The following is a 15,217-nucleotide window of genomic DNA, read 5'->3' as shown; positions in this document are numbered from 1 at the left end:
GCCCGGGCGGGTGGGTCAGCGGTAGGCGGGCAGGCCGTGGTCGGTGGAGACCAGCCTCGGGGCGGCCGAGCCGTCGGCGGGGAGGGTGGCGATGCCGTCGGGCGTGCGGACGGCGATGGTGGTGCGGTCCGGGGACACGGCCGGCTCGCTGTAGTCGACGGTCGCGTTCGGGGTGAGGTCCTTGGCGGACCCCTGCCGGTCCACCTGCTGCTCGAAGATGTGGTCGTGCCCGCCGACCGAACGGACGAAGACCACCTCCTCCCCGTCGGTGGAGAGCGTCGGCTCCGTGCCGGGGGTGAACACGCTGTCGCTGCTGTCCATGCGGGCGTAGCCGTCGCGGATGTAGATGTCACCGGTCTGCGTGTTGGCGTAGACGTCGGAACTGCCCCCGCCGGTGTTCGGCCAGGTGTTGGCCGTCTGCGGCACCTCGGGCCGGCCTTCCCCCAGCTGCAGGGGCAGCGCGGTCGGGGTGCCGTTGACGGCGTCGGCCGGGACGGTCTCCAGGGTGGTGACGCCGCCCGCGTCGGCGACGAAGAGGATCTGCTGCGGCAGGGTGTGCCCGTAGGAGGAGGGCACGGACTCCCAGGCCGGGTGCGACCAGGACTGCCCGGCAGCGTGCCGGGCGACGACCACACGCCCGCCGCCGCCCGGGTCGGCGGTGACCAGGTCACCGTCGCCGTCGACGAAGACCGCCTTGCGGCCGTCCGGGGACCAGGTGAGGTCGCGGACGGCGGTCCCGAAGTCGACCGAGGTGCCGTTCATCAGGACGTACCGCGTGCCGTTGCTGATGGTCAGCCTGCTGCCCGCGGTGCCGTTCATCGCCGGCGACGCGGTGGGGGTGCTCCTGGTCGGGACGGAAGTGGGTTTGCCGGTGGGCGGGTTGGTGGGAACGGCCGGGGCGGAGGAGGCGGTCGGCACGGCGTTGGTGGTCTCGTCCGGGCCGCACCCGGCGAGCAGGAGCGCGGTGCCGGTGACGGCGCAGGCGAGGGCTATGGCGGCGACGGTACTGCCGCGAATGGCGCGAGTGGGCATGGGACTTCCCCCGGACGTGTGCTTCGACGACAGGGAGGACATTCCCTCGGGGCGTCCCGGATCGGTGCGGTGGGCGTCACAACCCGGCAACAGCGGCGGGCGCGGACCGACGGCCGGGCCGGGGCCCGATACAGGCGCCCCGGACCGGCCGTCAGGCGTGTGCGGCAAGGGACTTACGCGCAGTCACGCCATCCGGTGGTGCCCTCGGTGATGCAGAGCGTCGCCGCGTAGTGACCGTTCTTCGAGAACGTGTCGTTGCCCAGGTGCACGATGCCGGAGGGACCGGAGAGGCTGCCCGCGTAGACCCGGTAGTCGGTGTTGGGCCCGGAGAGCGTGAAGGTGTACTGGGTGTAGTTCTCGGCCGCGTTGTAGAAGTAACCGTTGAGACAGAGCCGCTCGCCGCCGCGGGGCCCGTTGATGCAGTGTCCGACGGTGGCCTGGGCGGGGGCCGCCAGCACCACCCCGGAGAGGGTGGCGCCGGCGAGGGCCAGGGTGGTGATCGTCTTTCGGATCATGGTGAACCTCCTACGTTGCGGGACCGGGGGCCGGGACGAATCCGGGGCCGCCTTCCGGTATGCCGGGACCCAATCCTGGGGATTCGTCACGTGTTCGGCAGCCCCTGACAGGGGTCTGACAACATCGAACACCAGGGGGGGAACACCAGTGAGTACGAGCGAACCGAGTGGGCCCGTCGCGGGGCAACGCCAGTCCGTCGTCACGGACTTCGCCGCCGCACTGCGTCAGCTGCGGCTGGAGGCGGGGAATCCCTCGTTCCGGGCGATGGCGGGGGCCACCGGAGCGATCTCCCACACCACGCTGCACGAGGCGGCGTCCGGATCCCGGCTGCCGTCCTGGCCCACCACCCGGAGCTACGTCCAGGCCTGCGGCGGCCACGAGAGCGAGTGGCGGCGGCGCTGGCTGGCGGCCGCGAGCGCCGCGTCCGATCGTCAGGCGGCCGATCACCGCCTCCCGGAGCCGGCGGCCGCGCTCCCGCAGGCACCCCCTCAGCCGCCCCCGCAGTCGCAGTCGCAGGAGCCCGCCGAGGGGCTCGCGCCCGGCGCCGCTCCGCCGGCCGCCGCCACCGACGTCGGCACGCCGCCCGAGTCGCCGCAGGACGCCCCGGCCCGGCCGTCCCGCTTCCGGCGCCGCCGCCGCGCCCTCACGCACCTGACCGTGCTGGCAGTCGGCGCCGCGCTCGGCGCCGGAACGGTCCTCGCCACCGACCGGGACACCGTCACGGTCACCGGGCCGGTGGCGGCCGCGCCGAGCTACGTCGCCCGCGTCGCCTCCGCGACCGGGACGACGTACCAGACGTCGACGACACTCCCGGTCAACCGCGCGGTCGCCGCCGGCGAGACCCTCGTGGTGCCGGTGATGCTCACCAACACCGGCCCGGGGGAGGTCCGGGCGACCGACAGCCACGGAGACACCTACGTGATGGCCGCGGACCAGAGCGACGGCGCCGCCGGCGACCGCACCCTGGTCCTCACCGCGACCGTGGCCACCGCGCTCTCACCCTCGGACGCGATCACCCTCAGCTACCCGTCAGCCGGTGAACAGCACGTGATCGTGGACGAGTTGACCGGTGTCAGGACGGTCGACCGGCACGCCTCCGCCAGCGGCGCGCGGGGCACGGACTTCAACTCCGGTACGACGCCGACCACCAGCGTCGGACCCGAGCTGGTGTTCGGCGTCGCCGGCGTCCAGGGGGGCGCGCCGGTGACCTGGACGGACGGCTTCACCGCCCTGCCGACGCTCTCCGTCTCCTCGGACCAACTGGCCACCGGCTACAAGCGGGTGACCGTCGCCGGCTCCTACGCGGCCGTCGGCAGCTGCGACCACCAGTGGATGGCCGCCGTCGTCGCCTTCGCGTGACGGGATCCATCGGGTCGTGACGCGGACTCGGCCGGTGGCCGCCGACCGGTGGCCGCGGGTGCCGACGGCCGAGCCGTCTCGAGCTCCGGTGTCAGACCCTGCCCGTCCTCAACGAGTGGCCCGCCGGACTCAGTTGCCGGTACCCAGCCGCCGGGCCAGCACGCGGCCGCGTTCGGCCTGCACCGCTGCGGCCTTCCCGGCCGCGTAACGGAGCAGACCGAACGGCGCGCGCAGTCGCAAGGTGTCGACGACCACCGAGCCCCCGCCGTCCCGGGCGGTGACGGCGAAGCGGTAGTCCATCCGCACGCCACCGGGACTGACCACCTCGCCACTGACCGCCGCCCCGCCCGGCAGCCGCGCGTCCTCGGTGCGCAGGGTGACCTGGATGACGTTGTCGTGGCTGACCAGTCCGAGGAACCGGAAGCGCTCGACGGCCACGTAGTGCGTCACCCCGCCCTGGTCCCGCACGTCGCGCACGTCCACGAGCAGCGGGGAGAGCCCGATGTAGTTCTCGGGCTGCGCGAGATGCGTGAGCACGGCGGCGGGGGTCGCCGCGATGTCGTAGCTGCGGATCAGTTCGGTGCTGGGCACGTCCCACTCCCCCTGTTCGGTGCGGCTCCGGTCGTCGTCGTGGACCGGGAACGATCGGTGGATCGTCGCACCATCCCACCGGCTCCGCCAAGGCCGTGCGGGAAGCTCCTCGCCACGGAGCCGGATCAGAGGGCGCCGGCGGTGGCTCAGCCGGGGGATTCCTCGGTGCGTTCGGGGAGCAGGAGGACGGCACCGGCGAGGAAGCACAGCGCGCCGATCAGGGTCTGCGTGTCGGCTCGGTCGACATCGTGCACCTGGCCGGTGACCGGGTCGACGTAGCCGGCCACCGCGGAGATGCCGAAGGCGAGGGACCCGACCAGGTTGGTCAGGGTGATCCACCACGCCCAGGTGCGGGGGCGCCAGGCGAGCCAGCCGTGGCAGGTCTCGTACCAGGCCAGCGCGCTGGCCACCAGGAAGCAGACGGAGCCGATCGCGTCGGGTCGCCACACGTGCTGGTGGGCGGCCCGGGCGGAGAGGTTGTCGGCCATGGCGAGCGCGGTGCTGACGTTGAAGTAGAGGGTTCCGACCAGTTGGACCGCGGTGGACCACCAGTCGATCCGCCGGGGCTGGTAGGTGAAGAAGCGCCGGTGACGGGGGTTCTGGGCCGGTGAGGAGGCGTCGACCGTCTCGCGGTAGCAGAGGAAGGAGGCCGAGGTGAAGAAGAGGGAGCCGATGAAGTAGGTGATCGTGTCCCCCCGGGCTCCGACCGCGTCGGCGTAGCCGGACACCGACCCGAGCGCGAAGAGCAGCGATCCGACGGCGAACAGGACCGCGATCCACCAGCCACGGGCCGCCGGGGCCCACCAGGTCGATCCGGTGGCCGGCTTCTGGTGCTTGCGGTGATGGCGCGACTCCCAGCGGACGACGACCCCGCCCGGGCCCACGTGGTCGACGAACGTCGCCGGGACGCGCCGGTGCGGACGGTGGCCGGTGGGGCCCGGTCCGGGTGCCCTGTCGGCTCGGCCCATCGTCCCTCCTGGTGCTGGTGCGGGGCCTTCCGCTGCCGGCCGCGCCGGACGCCGCGCTCACGATGCCCCCGGTCCCGGGGGCCTCCATCGTCCCCCGTGGCGGGCTCGCTCGCGAGGCGCCCGCCGGGGCAGCGCGCCGGGGCAGGGCGCCGGGGCAGGGCGCCGGGGCAGGGCGCCGGAGGCGCTCCCGCTCGGTCCGGTCGCCTCACCTCGCGGGAGCGGACGCCCTCACCTCGCGGGAGCGGACGCCCTCACCTCGCGGGAGCGGACGCCCCCAGCTTGTGGGCGGCCGCCCGGCCCGGCGGGCGGCGCACGCCCGGGGCGGTGACGAGCTGGCGCACGAGCTGGTGCAGTGAGATGACGGCGGTCAGCGGAGGCAGGCCGGCGACGACGAGGTTCGAGGCCGTCCGGGTGACCTCGGCGACGCACAGTCCGGTCGCCAGCGTGGAGAAGAGGATGACCACGACCCAGGAGTGGATCGGCTGGCGCCCGTGCAGGGCGGCGCGCAGGACGGAGAGGCAGCCCGCCAGCCACGGCCCGTAGATGATCACCGGCCACAGCTGCGAGAGTCCGCGCGGGACCCGCGTGAACGCCAGGTCCTGCAAGGGGTGGTAGGAGAGCAGCCAGCCCAGCACGCACACCGCGATGACCGTCACCGCCGTCAGTACGCCGAACAGCGCGCCGATCACCCGGGGCCACGACGGCGCGCCGAGCCGGGGCCGTCGCCGATGCCGGGAGGCGGGAGCGCCCGGCGGGTCGGAGGCGGTCAACGTGTGTTGATGGACCGACCCGCGGGCGTGGGGGAACTGGGGGACGAACGTCCCCTCCCCCTCCCAGCCGCCCGCCGAGCCGGCGAGGGACCAGGACGCGTGCGGATCGCCGGCGAGGAGGTCGACCTCCTCGGCCAGCCCCTCGCCGTACCAGCCGCCGTGGCCGGGGGCCCCGTACGGCGGGACGAGATCGCTCATCCGGTCGTACACGACAGGTCTCCAGTGCGGGAACCGGGCTCGTCGACCGGGAACGGATGGGCACCGAGCCGCGCGGCGAAGTCGCTCTCCAGCTGGCGGATCCTGCGCAGGAAGTCGGCCAACAGCCGCGAGGTGTGCGCGAGGACGACGCGCTCGCCGTTGCGCGACAGGTAGCCGGTGCGCACGTCCCCGGCCGCGTTCCGGCGGTCGGGGACGAAGAGCCAGTTCCCGATACTGGCCACCGGGTCCCGGCGCGGGGGTGCTGGGCGGTATGGCTGGCAAGGTGAGATCACGGCTGCCCAACGAGAGAGGGCGCAAGCCGGTTAGTGCGGCATCCGGGCGTCATTCCATATTCGATACCGGCAATGCTCGCCGAAATTCCCTGGGGTGGCGCGGGGTGGTTCTTTTCTGCCGAACCCTACCCTGTGCACGAAATTCCCCACAACGAGTAGTTTCATAGCAACGAGGGCACCGCTCACCGAAAATCTCCATGATCAACAAATTGGGAGAAACGTTTCCCTATCTTGATCATGCACCCCCTCTGCTATATTTCCGGCTTGCCTCCGGCATATTTGCCCTGCCGGGAGGTGTAAGTTGATCACGAGGGGGCATGTTGCTCAGCTGGGAAGAATACATGGAAGCGCTCAGACTCAATCGTCAGGGATGGTCCGTCTCGGCGATTTCCCGGCATCTCGGGCGCGACCGGAAGACAGTGAGATCGCATCTCTCCGGCAAACGAACCCCAGGTATTCGAAGTCCGGCTCCGGATGTTTTTCCGCAGTTCCTGCCCTACTGCCGTCTGCGGCTGGCGCAGGATCCGCACCTGGCCGCGGCCGTGCTCTTCGACGAGGTCGTCGAGCTGTCCTACCCGGGTGGCTACTCGACCTTCACCCGCGCCCTGCGCAAGCACCAGGCCCGGCCCCGTTGCCAGCAGTGCCAGGGGCTCGGCGCGACGGGGGGCGCGCGCACCGTGCAGGGCGCCGAGGAGGCCATCCGGTTCGACTGGCTGGAGCTGCCCGACCCGCCGGCCCGCTGGGGTCGCGAGAACCGGGCGCACGTGCTGCTGGGGTCGCTCACCCGCTCCGGGCGCTGGCGCGCGGCGCTGGCCGAGAACGTCGGGCTGCCCCAACTCGTCGAAGCCATGGAGCACGTGATGAGGCGACTGGGCGGCACCCCGGAGTACTGGTGGTTCGGCCGGCCCTGCGCCGTGCACGGCGACACGGGCAGCCGGGTGAGGCCGCAGTTCCGGCAGGTGGCCCGCTACTACGGCGCCAGAGTCCGGCTCTGCCCGGACGACGAACCGCTGTCGCCGGCGCGCGAGCGCCTCGACGGCGCCACCCGTTCCTGGTGGAGCGCCCTGCCGGACGACACCACGCTCCAGGGCGCGCAGGAGAGCCTGGACCGGCTCGCGGCCCGGATGGACGCGCCCGGCACCGAGGACCTGCGCGGACTGCCCCCAACGCCGTACCCGGTCTGGATCTGCGACCGCCGCACCGTCACCGAAGCGGGCACGGTGCCCTTCCGCGGCAACTTCTACGAAGTGCCGCACCACCTGGCCGGTGCCGTGGTGGAGGTCCGCCGCCGCCTCGACCAGCCCTTCCTGTCCGTCACCACGACCGCCGGAGCCGTCATCGCCCGGTACGCCCTGGCGCCGACCGGGACCGGGCGCACGGTCGGCGAGCGCAGCGGCACCGTGGTCGTGCTGAACCGGTACCCCACGAAACGGCTCGTCGCCCCGTCCCCGGCCGGCGCCGCCCCGCCCTGCCGGGGGAGGTCGCCGCTGCCGCCCTCCGAGGAGGCGCTGGCCGAGGCCGACGTCCTGCGCCGCAAACTCGCCGCCGCCTCCACCTGCCGGCTGCGGGCCGACCAGGAGACCGCGATCGAGCGGGTTCCTCCGCAGCGGGACGGACTGGGCAGCCCCGGGGAGAGGTGAACTCCCGAGCCCGGCGCGGTCCGTGGCCGCAGTCGCCGGCCCGTTGCCCACCCCGCCGGTGATCTGCCGGCCACCCGCGCGGACCGGTCGACCACGCACCCGGTCGGCCACGCACCCGGTCAGCGGGCCTCCGGCGCCCGCGCCGGTTCCTCCTCCCACCCCGGCGCCCGCTCGGCGCCGGCGACGGCACCGGCGACCCGGGCGAGTTTGACGGTCGACGGGGTGGCGGATGATGGGGGCAACGGACGTGAGGGGCGACGCAGTGACAGAGAGCGGATCCATCGGGTCGCAGCCGGCCCTTCGGTCGAACGGTCAGGGGCCCGAGAGCATCGTTGCCGTCGACCGCTCCGGGGCCGGGGCCGGGACAGCAGCCCGAGTCGGGAGCGAAGCCCGGAGCGGGACCGGGCAGGCGCCCGGGTCGCGCGCACAGAGCCCGGGCGGGCGCGCCAGGCCTCGGCGCTCCATGGTCCGGCGGCTGGCCGTGGCCGTCCTGATCCTCGTGGTGCTGTGCCTGCCGCCCTGGTGGACGCTGTTCGCCTCCGGTGTCGACTGGCCGCTGCCGGTCTTCCTGGCCGGCACGGTCGTCCTCGCCCTGTGGCCGGTCGCCTTCCCCTTCCTGATGGTCGCGGGCCACGGCGCGCGACGCAGCGACCGGGCCGCGCGCGTGGCGGACACCTCCCTCGGGATGGTCTGGGTGCTGTTCACCTGGTCGCTGCTGGGCGCGCTGGCCGACCTCGTGCTGAGCGGGCTGGACGTCGGCGGCACCGGCCGGGCCAGGACCGTGGCCGTCGCCGTCGCCGTCCTCTGGGCCGCGCTGCTGGCCTGGGGACACCACGAGGCGATGCGCGTGCCCCGGGTGAAGCGGCTGGACGTCCACCTTCCGCGGCTCGGCGGTGGCCTGGACGGGACCCGGGTCGTGGTGCTGGCCGACACCCACTACGGGCCGATCGACCGGGCCACCTGGTCGGCACGCGTCGCCGAGGCGGTCAACGCGCTCGACGCGGACGTGGTGGTCCACGCCGGCGACATCGCCGACGGCACCCCCGAGCAGCGCCGGGAGCAGTCCGCCCCGCTCGGCACGATCCGGTCGCGGCTGGCCAGGGTCTACGTCACGGGGAACCACGAGTACGGCGGGCAGGCCCAGGGCTGGCTGGACCGGATGGCAGACCTGGGCTGGGAACCGCTGCACAACCGCCACGTCGTGGTGGAGCGCGGTGGGGACGCCCTCGTGCTCGCGGGCGTGGACGACGTGACCGCGGAGTCCTCCGGCCTGGCCGGACACCGTGCGAACCTGCTCGGCGCACTCGCGGGGGCGGACCCGGCCCGGCCCGTCCTGCTCGTCGCCCACCAGCCCAAGTTCGTCCCGCAGGCCGCGGCCGCCGGCATCGACCTGCAGGTCTCCGGGCACACCCACGGCGGCCAGATCTGGCCGTTCAACTTCCTGGTCCGGCTGGACCAGCCGGTGGTGCACGGCCTGAGCCGGCACGGGGAGCGGACCCAGCTCTACACCAGCCGCGGCACCGGCTTCTGGGGGCCGCCCTTCCGGGTCTTCGCGCCGAGCGAGATCACCCTGCTCACGCTGCGCTCGGGCGCCACCCCGCCCCCGGCGTAGCGGCACCGGCGCCGACCGCGCCCTGAGGACCCGCGGCAGGTCGCCGGCGGATCGCCGCGCACGGCAGGGCCCCCGACGGCTCGACGGTCGGCCGCGCCGACCCGCCGGCCCGTCCAGCAGGGCCCTGCCGTGCCCGCGTTACGCGCCCGCCGACACCGAGCGCGGCTCCTGCCGTGACGTGGCGGGCGGCCCGATGCGACTCAGGTCGACGTGCGCGGCCCCGGGTCGCTCGCCGGCACGCTTCGACCGCTCCGCGTTCACCGCGTCGACGGAACCGGGTCCGTGCAGGGTGAGTTCGAAGTCCCGGTGCGCCTTGGCGTCCAGCGCCAGCGGCAGGCGGATGCGCCCGTCACCGACCATCCGCCGCACCTCGGTACGGCTGAGACCGAGCCCGAGCATGAGCAGCCGCTCGACCCGGACCGGCGCGGGCACCTCGAAGCCGACCAGGACCGTGAGCGGCGTCGGGTCGTCGAGTGCGTACAGCGGCATGCGGCTCTCCACCGCCCAGGTGCCGGTCCAGTCGAGGCGGTAGCCGTTCTTCGCGGCGAGAGCCGCACTCATCGTCAACTCCCATACCACGGAAGGGTCGTTGTTCTCGTAGGCCTCCCGGCGGGCGGGCTCCAGCGTCGAGACGTGGACGCGCTCGTGGACGGGCACCTTCGAGGTCCGGTCGCACCCCGCACAGCTCAGCAGGAGCCAGACGTCGAGGAGCTTGCCGTTCGCGTTGACGCGGATCTTGCCCGAGGGGCGGTGACGCGTGCCGGAACAGTCCGGGCAGGGGCGCACGACGGTGGGCAGCGCGGACTGACGCACGGCCCAGCGGGCCTTGCGGTCGGTATTCATGGATGGTTGCCTTCAGGACGGGGCAGGAGCGCTCACGGACCGGGCCGCGGCTCCTGGGAACTGACGAATGCACACGAGGGCGCGAGGGCGCGGGTCATCGCCTCGGGGCGGGTCGTCCGGCTCCGAGATCGATCGCGCGACAGGGTCGGCTGGTGCTACGTGGCAGTCAGTACTGGTCCATGCGGGCGATCATGATCGAGGCCGCCGCCCGCGGACAACTCATTTTCCGTCGGCCCGGCTCTCCACCGGTGCACCGACGAGCCCCGCGTGCGCCCGGGCCAGGCGGTCGATGCCGTCGGCGACCTGGAGGGCGCCCGGGGTGCAGACGTAGCTCAGGCGCAGGTGCGGGGCCGGGGCCTCGGCGGCGAAGTACGGCCGGCCGGCGGTGACCGCCACGCCGGCACGCAGGGCGGCGGCGGTCAGCGCCTGCTCGTCGGTGCCCTCGAGCAGGCGCAGCCACAGGTGGTAGCCGCCGTACGGGACGTGCGGCTCGGGCAGGTGTGGCAGGGCGCGCCGCAGGGCGGTGACGGCCGCGGTGCGCCGCTCCCGCAGCGCGAGGGCGAGGTCGCGCAGGTGGCGGGCCCAGGCCGGGGAGCCGACCAGTTCCAGGGTGGCCTCCTGGAGCGGGCGCGGGACGAAGAAGCCGTCCACGGCCTGGACGGCGCGCAGGCGCGCCAGCGCGGGACCGCGGGCGGTCAGCGCCCCGACCCGCAGGCTCGGCGAGGTCACCTTGGTGAGCGACCTGACGTGGACCACCACGCCGTCCGGGTCGTCGGCGGCCAGCGGCGCGGGCAGCCCCGGGGCGTCGGCGTGGGCCAGCCGGCGGGCGAAGTCGTCCTCGACGACGAACGCCCCGGCCGCGCGCGCGATCCGCAGCACCTCGCGGCGGCGCTCGGAGGAGAGCACGGCACCCGTCGGGTTCTGGAACAGCGGCTGGCAGACGAAGGCGCGCGCCCGGGTGGCGGCGAAGGCGTCCGCCAGCAGGTCGGTCCGCACGCCGTCGCGGTCCGTCGGCACCGGGACCGGGCGCAGTCCGGCGGCCCGGGCGACGGCCAGCGTGCCCGAGTAGGTGGGGGACTCGACCAGGACGGGCGCGCCGGGCGCGACCAGGGAGCGCAGCGCCGTGGTGAGCGCGCTCTGCCCGCCGGCCGCGATCAGCACGTCCGTGCCGGTCAGGTCCCCGCCGATGTCCCGGGCGAACCAGGCGCGCAGCTCGGTCAGCCCCTCGACCGGCGGGCGTCCCCAGGCGCCGGGGCGGCGCCCGGCCCGGGCCAGGGCGGCGGCCAGGGCGCGCTCCGGTTGCAGGCAGGCGTGCAGGTAGCCGCTGTTGAGGTCGACCACGTCGGGCGGCGGCACGGCGAGCGCGCCGAGCACCGCGGAGGCGTCCGTGCTGCGCGAGGGCGGCTGCCCGGCCTCGGCGCTGAGCGCGACCTCCTGCCAGGAGAGGTCCTGCGGCGCGGCGGCGGCGCGACGGGGCTCGGCCCGGAAGACGCCGGCCCCCGGACGGGACACCACCACTCCTTCGGCGACCAGGACGGCGATCGCCCTGGAGACCGTCACCGGGCTCACCTGGTGACGCTCCATCAGGGCGCGACTGGACGGCAGCTTCTCACCGATGGAGTAGCGCTCCAGGTCCGCCCTGATCCTGGCCGCCAATTCGCCCACACTGCTACGCTCGTGCATGACAGCACAAGATAGCGCTATCCCCTCGAAGGCGATAGCAATCAGCACCGGGACGGTCCTCGCCGGGCTGGGCGTGTTCGCCTTCTCCTTCAGCTTCCCGGCCACCGCCTGGGCGCTGCAGGGCTTCGGCCCGTGGACGTCGACCGGTCTGCGCGGCGTGCTCGCCGCGGCGGTGGCCGCCGCGTGCCTGGCGACCGGCCGGGTGCCGCTCCCCGCGCGCCGGCACCGGCCCGGGCTGCTGGTGGTCGCGGCGGGCTGCGTGGTCGGGTTCCCGCTGCTGACCACGCTCGCGCTGCGCACCTCCTCGACGGCGCACTCGGCGGTGGTGATCGGCGTCCTGCCGCTGGCCACCGCGGTGGCCTCGGCACTGCGCACCGGCGCCCGTCCCACCCGGACCTTCTGGTGCGCGGCGCTGGCCGGCGCGGCCGCCGTGCTCGGCTTCACGCTCCAGCAGAGTCACGGCAGCCTCTCCCTCGCCGACCTGTACCTCTTCGGCGCGCTGCTGGTCTGCGCGGCCGGCTACGCCGAGGGCGGGCGCCTGGCGCGGGAGATGCCGGGCTGGCAGGTGATCGCCTGGGGCGTGCTCGCGGCGCTGCCGGTGACCGCGCTGACCGCCGGCCTCGCCCTGGCGACCGAGCCGGTCCGGCTCACCGCCCACGCGGTGGGCGGCCTGGCCTACCTGGGCCTGGTCTCGCAGTTCGGCGGCTTCGTCCTCTGGTACCGGGGCATGGCCGCCATCGGCGTGCCCAAGGCCAGCCAGCTGCAACTGGCCCAGCCCCTGCTGACGCTGCTCTGGGCGGTCCTGGTCCTGGCCGAACGCCCCTCGCCGGCCGCCCCGGTGACCGCGCTCGCCGTCCTCACCTGCATCGCCGTCACCCAACGGGCCCGGTGAGCGGGCGCCCGTACCGAAGGAACCGGGGAGGGACCCTGGCCGGGGTCCACGAAGCCCGACTCGTAGGCGGCGATCCCGGCGGACGGCGGAGCGGGCCGGCCCTACTCCGCGATGCCGCGGGTCAGCATCACGACGGTGACGAACCTGCGGTAGAGGCGGATCGGGTCGTCGTCGGTCAGCCGGACCAGCAGCGGGTCGTCCCGCTCCGCGCCCACGCCGCCCCGCTCGACCCCGGCGATCCAGGTGGCCATCTCGGCCAGGTCCGGGTTGCGGAACCGGACGGTCAGCGTGGCCGGGAGCTCGATGGCGGGCAGCCGTCGCGCCGGCGACCCGGGCTCCGCCAGGGCCTGGACCGCGAGCCTGGCCTGTTCCCGGATCAGGTCCCGGGCCTGCCGCGGGTGCAGGCTGTCGGCGGCGAAGCGGCTGATCGACTCCTTGACCACCGCGGCGCGGGCGCCGGGGCAGAACGGCTGCAGCTCCCGCGCGGTGGTCCGGTCGCCGGTGATCAGCACCACCGGGACGCCGTGGCCCAGCGCGACCAGGGCGTTGATCGCGCTCTCGCCGGCGACCACGCCGCCCAGCCGGACCTCGGCGATCGCCTGCGGGTTGTAGGTGTGCGACAGCGTGGCCGGGCAGCCGGCCATCGAGCCGTGGTAGGAGACGAAGAAGACCGCGTCGAAGGAGGGGTCGAGCCCCTGCATCATGTAGAGCGGCTTGTGGCGTCCCGACAGGTAGCGCGCGGAGCCGGCCAGTTCGTCGGGACGGAGGTTGGCCATCCGGCCGTGCGAGTCGTTGACCAGGAACTCGCTCACCCCGGCGGCGAGCGCGCCCTCGATGGCCGCGTTCACCTCCCGCTGCAGCAGGTCGCGGTAGTACGGGTAGTCCGGGCCGGTCGGGCGGCACTGCTCCCACTCGACGACCCCGGCGGTGCCCTCCATGTCGGAGGAGAGGTAGATCTTCATGGGTCGATCCTCACAGCACCGCGGGGGCCCGACGGGTTCCGGTGGACGTCGCGTCGCCGGCCGGCACCCCGCCGGGCCGCCGGCCGGCTCGGCGGGCGTCGGCCCGGCCGCCGGTCAGCTCAGCCGGGCGGCGGCGTAGGCGGCCATCGCGTCGCGCTGGTACTCGGCCAGCCCGTCGGCGATCCGGTCGTAGTTCGCCCGGAACTGCGGGTCGTCGACGTAGGTCTGCCCCAGCCCCCGGTAGGCCGCCGCGTTCGGCGTCCAGAACCGGCACACGCCCTGGTAGTGGACCTCCATCTCGGCCTGCACCGCGGGGTCGGCGACCGGCGTGCCGGCCACCATGAGCTCCGCCACCCGGATCAGCTGCGCCGTCACCTCGCGCTGCCACCGATCCTGGTCCTCGGCCGTCATCGCCTCGACGACCTGCCGGGACTGCTCCCACGCCGCCGGCCAGCGCTCGCGCACCTCGGCCTCGCGGACGGCGTCCGCAGCGGAGGGCTCGAACCCCTCGAACAGGTTCTCCGGCCTGTTGATCTTCGTCATGTCGTTGTCGTCCTTGCCTTCCGCCAGTGCGGCGATGGTGCGACCGACCGTGCGGGCGAGCGTGTCCAGCCGGTCCCGCTCGCCGAGCAGCCGCCGGTGGTGCTCGCGCAGCACGGCCACCTGATCGACCTGGCTGTCCAGCACCGCCCGGATCTCCCGCAGCCCCAGGTCCAGTTCCCGCATCAGCAGGATCTGCTGCAGCCGCAGCAGACCGGCCTGTTCGTAGTAGCGGTGACCGTTGCCACCGATCCACGCGGGCGTCAGCAGACCGATCTCGTCGTAGTGCCGCAGCGTCCGGGACGTCACCCCGGACATCCGGGCCACCTCCGCGATCGACCAGGCCATCGGCCGTGCCTCCCATCGCCGGGCCGGTCCATCCGGCCCCACGCACGACGGTAGGAGTTGACGCTGCGGCAGGCGCAAGTCAGTGGCCGGGGACGGCGGTGGCCGCGGCGTCGGCGATGGTGTCCGAGTACCGGCCCAGGAACGGCGACTTGACGTAGGGGTTGCCCGGGCTGCCGCCCTGCTCGGTGATCGCCGTGCTGACCGTGTAGGCGTTCGGCAGGCTGGTGCTGGCGATCACCGACAGCTCGTCGTACTGGCGGCTGGCGCCGGCCGTGCCGTGGCCGGGGTTCAGGTCGATCACGGCGTAGGCGGTGTGGCCCGCCTGCAGCGGGTAGCCCTGTCCGTCGCCGAGGTCGCCCGGCACGGCCGGCTGGACGGTCTGCACCTGGCCGCTGCCGCCGCGGACGGTGGCGGCCGCGTCGATGGCCACCAGCGGGTAGAAGCTCAGGCCGCAGGCGGTGCCGCCGGTGTTGGTGACCTGGATCAGCCGCCTGGTCGCGCCCAACTGCGCGTCGTAGCCGGCCTTGACGGTGACCTGCTCGCCGGCGCAGGGGTGCGCGAAGGCGTAGGCGTCACTGGCGGTGTCGGAACCGCCCGGCTTGGGGCTGCCGCTCCTGGTGCCCGCCGCCGAGGGCTGGACGGAGCTGCGGGCCGGGCTCGGGTGGCCGGTGGCGGCCGATCCGGCGGGCTGCGTGGCCGACCCGGGCTGCGAGGCGCCCGGCGGCGAGGCGGCGGGCTGGGACGCCGCGGGCTGCGAGGCGGCCGGCTGCGAGGCCGCGGGGCTTCCCGCCGGGGTGGCGCCCGCGGCGGAGCCGGCACCGGCGCCGTTCGCGCCGCCGCCGCAGGCGCTCAGCGCGAGGACCGCGGCCGCGGTGAGCAGCGAGAGGGGCAGGATGCGGCGGCGGGCGGTGCTGTGCGTGCTCATGCGGTTCCTCGGGGGCGTCGGCGGGGATCGGGGACGTCGGGCCTG

General features: G+C 74.3%; 15 protein-coding genes. 4 read left to right on the top strand and 11 right to left on the bottom strand.

Annotated elements, in window-relative coordinates; all coding sequences use genetic code 11:
* Positions 1–15 precede the first annotated feature (15 nt).
* Both ABD323_RS12445 and ABD323_RS12440 read right to left on the bottom strand, forming a co-directional pair.
* Complete coding sequence (locus ABD323_RS12445) at positions 16–1,032, bottom strand: TolB-like translocation protein (RefSeq protein WP_344441452.1); 1,017 nt, start codon at positions 1,030–1,032, stop codon at positions 16–18.
* Between the two features lie 173 nt (positions 1,033–1,205).
* Complete coding sequence (locus tag ABD323_RS12440; RefSeq protein WP_344441451.1) at positions 1,206–1,547, bottom strand: hypothetical protein; 342 nt, start codon at positions 1,545–1,547, stop codon at positions 1,206–1,208.
* Positions 1,548–1,695: 148 nt separating this feature from the next.
* On the opposite strand from ABD323_RS12440, the gene ABD323_RS12435 reads away from it, so the two are divergent.
* Entirely contained in the window at positions 1,696–2,907 is a 1,212-nt protein-coding gene (locus ABD323_RS12435) for a helix-turn-helix domain-containing protein (RefSeq protein WP_344441450.1), read from the top strand.
* Between the two features lie 129 nt (positions 2,908–3,036).
* Here the strand turns inward: ABD323_RS12435 and ABD323_RS12430 are convergent, their stop codons facing one another.
* The 4 genes from ABD323_RS12430 to ABD323_RS12415 form a co-directional block, all read right to left on the bottom strand.
* Positions 3,037–3,498, bottom strand: coding sequence for an SRPBCC family protein (locus tag ABD323_RS12430; RefSeq protein WP_344441449.1), 462 nt, complete (start codon positions 3,496–3,498; stop codon positions 3,037–3,039).
* 146 nt (positions 3,499–3,644) lie between these two features.
* Entirely contained in the window at positions 3,645–4,466 is an 822-nt protein-coding gene (locus ABD323_RS12425; RefSeq protein ID WP_344441448.1) for a hypothetical protein, read from the bottom strand.
* Positions 4,467–4,717: 251 nt separating this feature from the next.
* On the bottom strand, positions 4,718–5,434 hold the full coding sequence (locus tag ABD323_RS12420) for a DUF2637 domain-containing protein (RefSeq protein WP_344441446.1): 717 nt from the start codon (positions 5,432–5,434) through the stop codon (positions 4,718–4,720).
* The gene (locus ABD323_RS12415; protein ID WP_344441444.1) at positions 5,431–5,676 is read right to left on the bottom strand and encodes a hypothetical protein; all 246 of its coding nucleotides are present in this window, start codon (positions 5,674–5,676) and stop codon (positions 5,431–5,433) included. The genes ABD323_RS12420 and ABD323_RS12415 overlap by 4 nt, the downstream gene beginning before the upstream one ends.
* 470 nt (positions 5,677–6,146) lie before the next feature.
* Between ABD323_RS12415 and ABD323_RS12410 the strand changes: the two genes are divergently transcribed.
* Both ABD323_RS12410 and ABD323_RS12405 read left to right on the top strand, forming a co-directional pair.
* A complete protein-coding gene (locus ABD323_RS12410) occupies positions 6,147–7,367 on the top strand; it encodes a Mu transposase domain-containing protein (RefSeq protein WP_344441442.1) in 1,221 nt (406 codons plus the stop codon).
* 463 nt (positions 7,368–7,830) lie between these two features.
* Complete coding sequence (locus ABD323_RS12405) at positions 7,831–8,979, top strand: metallophosphoesterase (RefSeq protein ID WP_344441441.1); 1,149 nt, start codon at positions 7,831–7,833, stop codon at positions 8,977–8,979.
* 138 nt (positions 8,980–9,117) lie between these two features.
* Here the strand turns inward: ABD323_RS12405 and ABD323_RS12400 are convergent, their stop codons facing one another.
* Together ABD323_RS12400 and ABD323_RS12395 are read right to left on the bottom strand one after the other, a co-directional pair.
* Positions 9,118–9,822: a DUF1062 domain-containing protein gene (locus ABD323_RS12400; protein WP_344441440.1), complete on the bottom strand. Its 705-nt coding sequence runs from the start codon at positions 9,820–9,822 to the stop codon at positions 9,118–9,120.
* A gap of 219 nt (positions 9,823–10,041) precedes the next feature.
* On the bottom strand, positions 10,042–11,505 hold the full coding sequence (locus tag ABD323_RS12395) for an aminotransferase-like domain-containing protein (RefSeq protein WP_344441439.1): 1,464 nt from the start codon (positions 11,503–11,505) through the stop codon (positions 10,042–10,044).
* On the opposite strand from ABD323_RS12395, the gene ABD323_RS12390 reads away from it, so the two are divergent.
* Complete coding sequence (locus ABD323_RS12390) at positions 11,504–12,397, top strand: DMT family transporter (RefSeq protein WP_344441438.1); 894 nt, start codon at positions 11,504–11,506, stop codon at positions 12,395–12,397. The two genes, ABD323_RS12395 and ABD323_RS12390, sit on opposite strands and share 2 nt — an antisense overlap.
* A gap of 101 nt (positions 12,398–12,498) precedes the next feature.
* Here ABD323_RS12390 and ABD323_RS12385 read toward each other — a convergent pair whose 3' ends face one another.
* The 3 genes from ABD323_RS12385 to ABD323_RS12375 form a co-directional block, all read right to left on the bottom strand.
* The gene (locus tag ABD323_RS12385) at positions 12,499–13,359 is read right to left on the bottom strand and encodes a M55 family metallopeptidase (RefSeq protein WP_344441437.1); all 861 of its coding nucleotides are present in this window, start codon (positions 13,357–13,359) and stop codon (positions 12,499–12,501) included.
* A 114-nt stretch (positions 13,360–13,473) separates the two neighbouring features.
* Complete coding sequence (locus ABD323_RS12380; RefSeq protein ID WP_344441436.1) at positions 13,474–14,247, bottom strand: MerR family transcriptional regulator; 774 nt, start codon at positions 14,245–14,247, stop codon at positions 13,474–13,476.
* A 79-nt stretch (positions 14,248–14,326) separates the two neighbouring features.
* Positions 14,327–15,172 carry a DUF4232 domain-containing protein gene (locus ABD323_RS12375; RefSeq protein WP_344441435.1) on the bottom strand — a complete coding sequence of 282 codons (846 nt, stop codon included), beginning with the start codon at positions 15,170–15,172 and terminating at the stop codon, positions 14,327–14,329.
* Between the last annotated feature and the right edge of the window lie 45 nt (positions 15,173–15,217).

The organism is Kitasatospora nipponensis (assembly GCF_039528135.1).
Lineage (GTDB): Bacteria > Actinomycetota > Actinomycetes > Streptomycetales > Streptomycetaceae > Kitasatospora > Kitasatospora nipponensis.
Note: the sequence above shows the minus strand (reverse complement) of the source record. Positions and strands in the feature narration are given on the sequence as shown.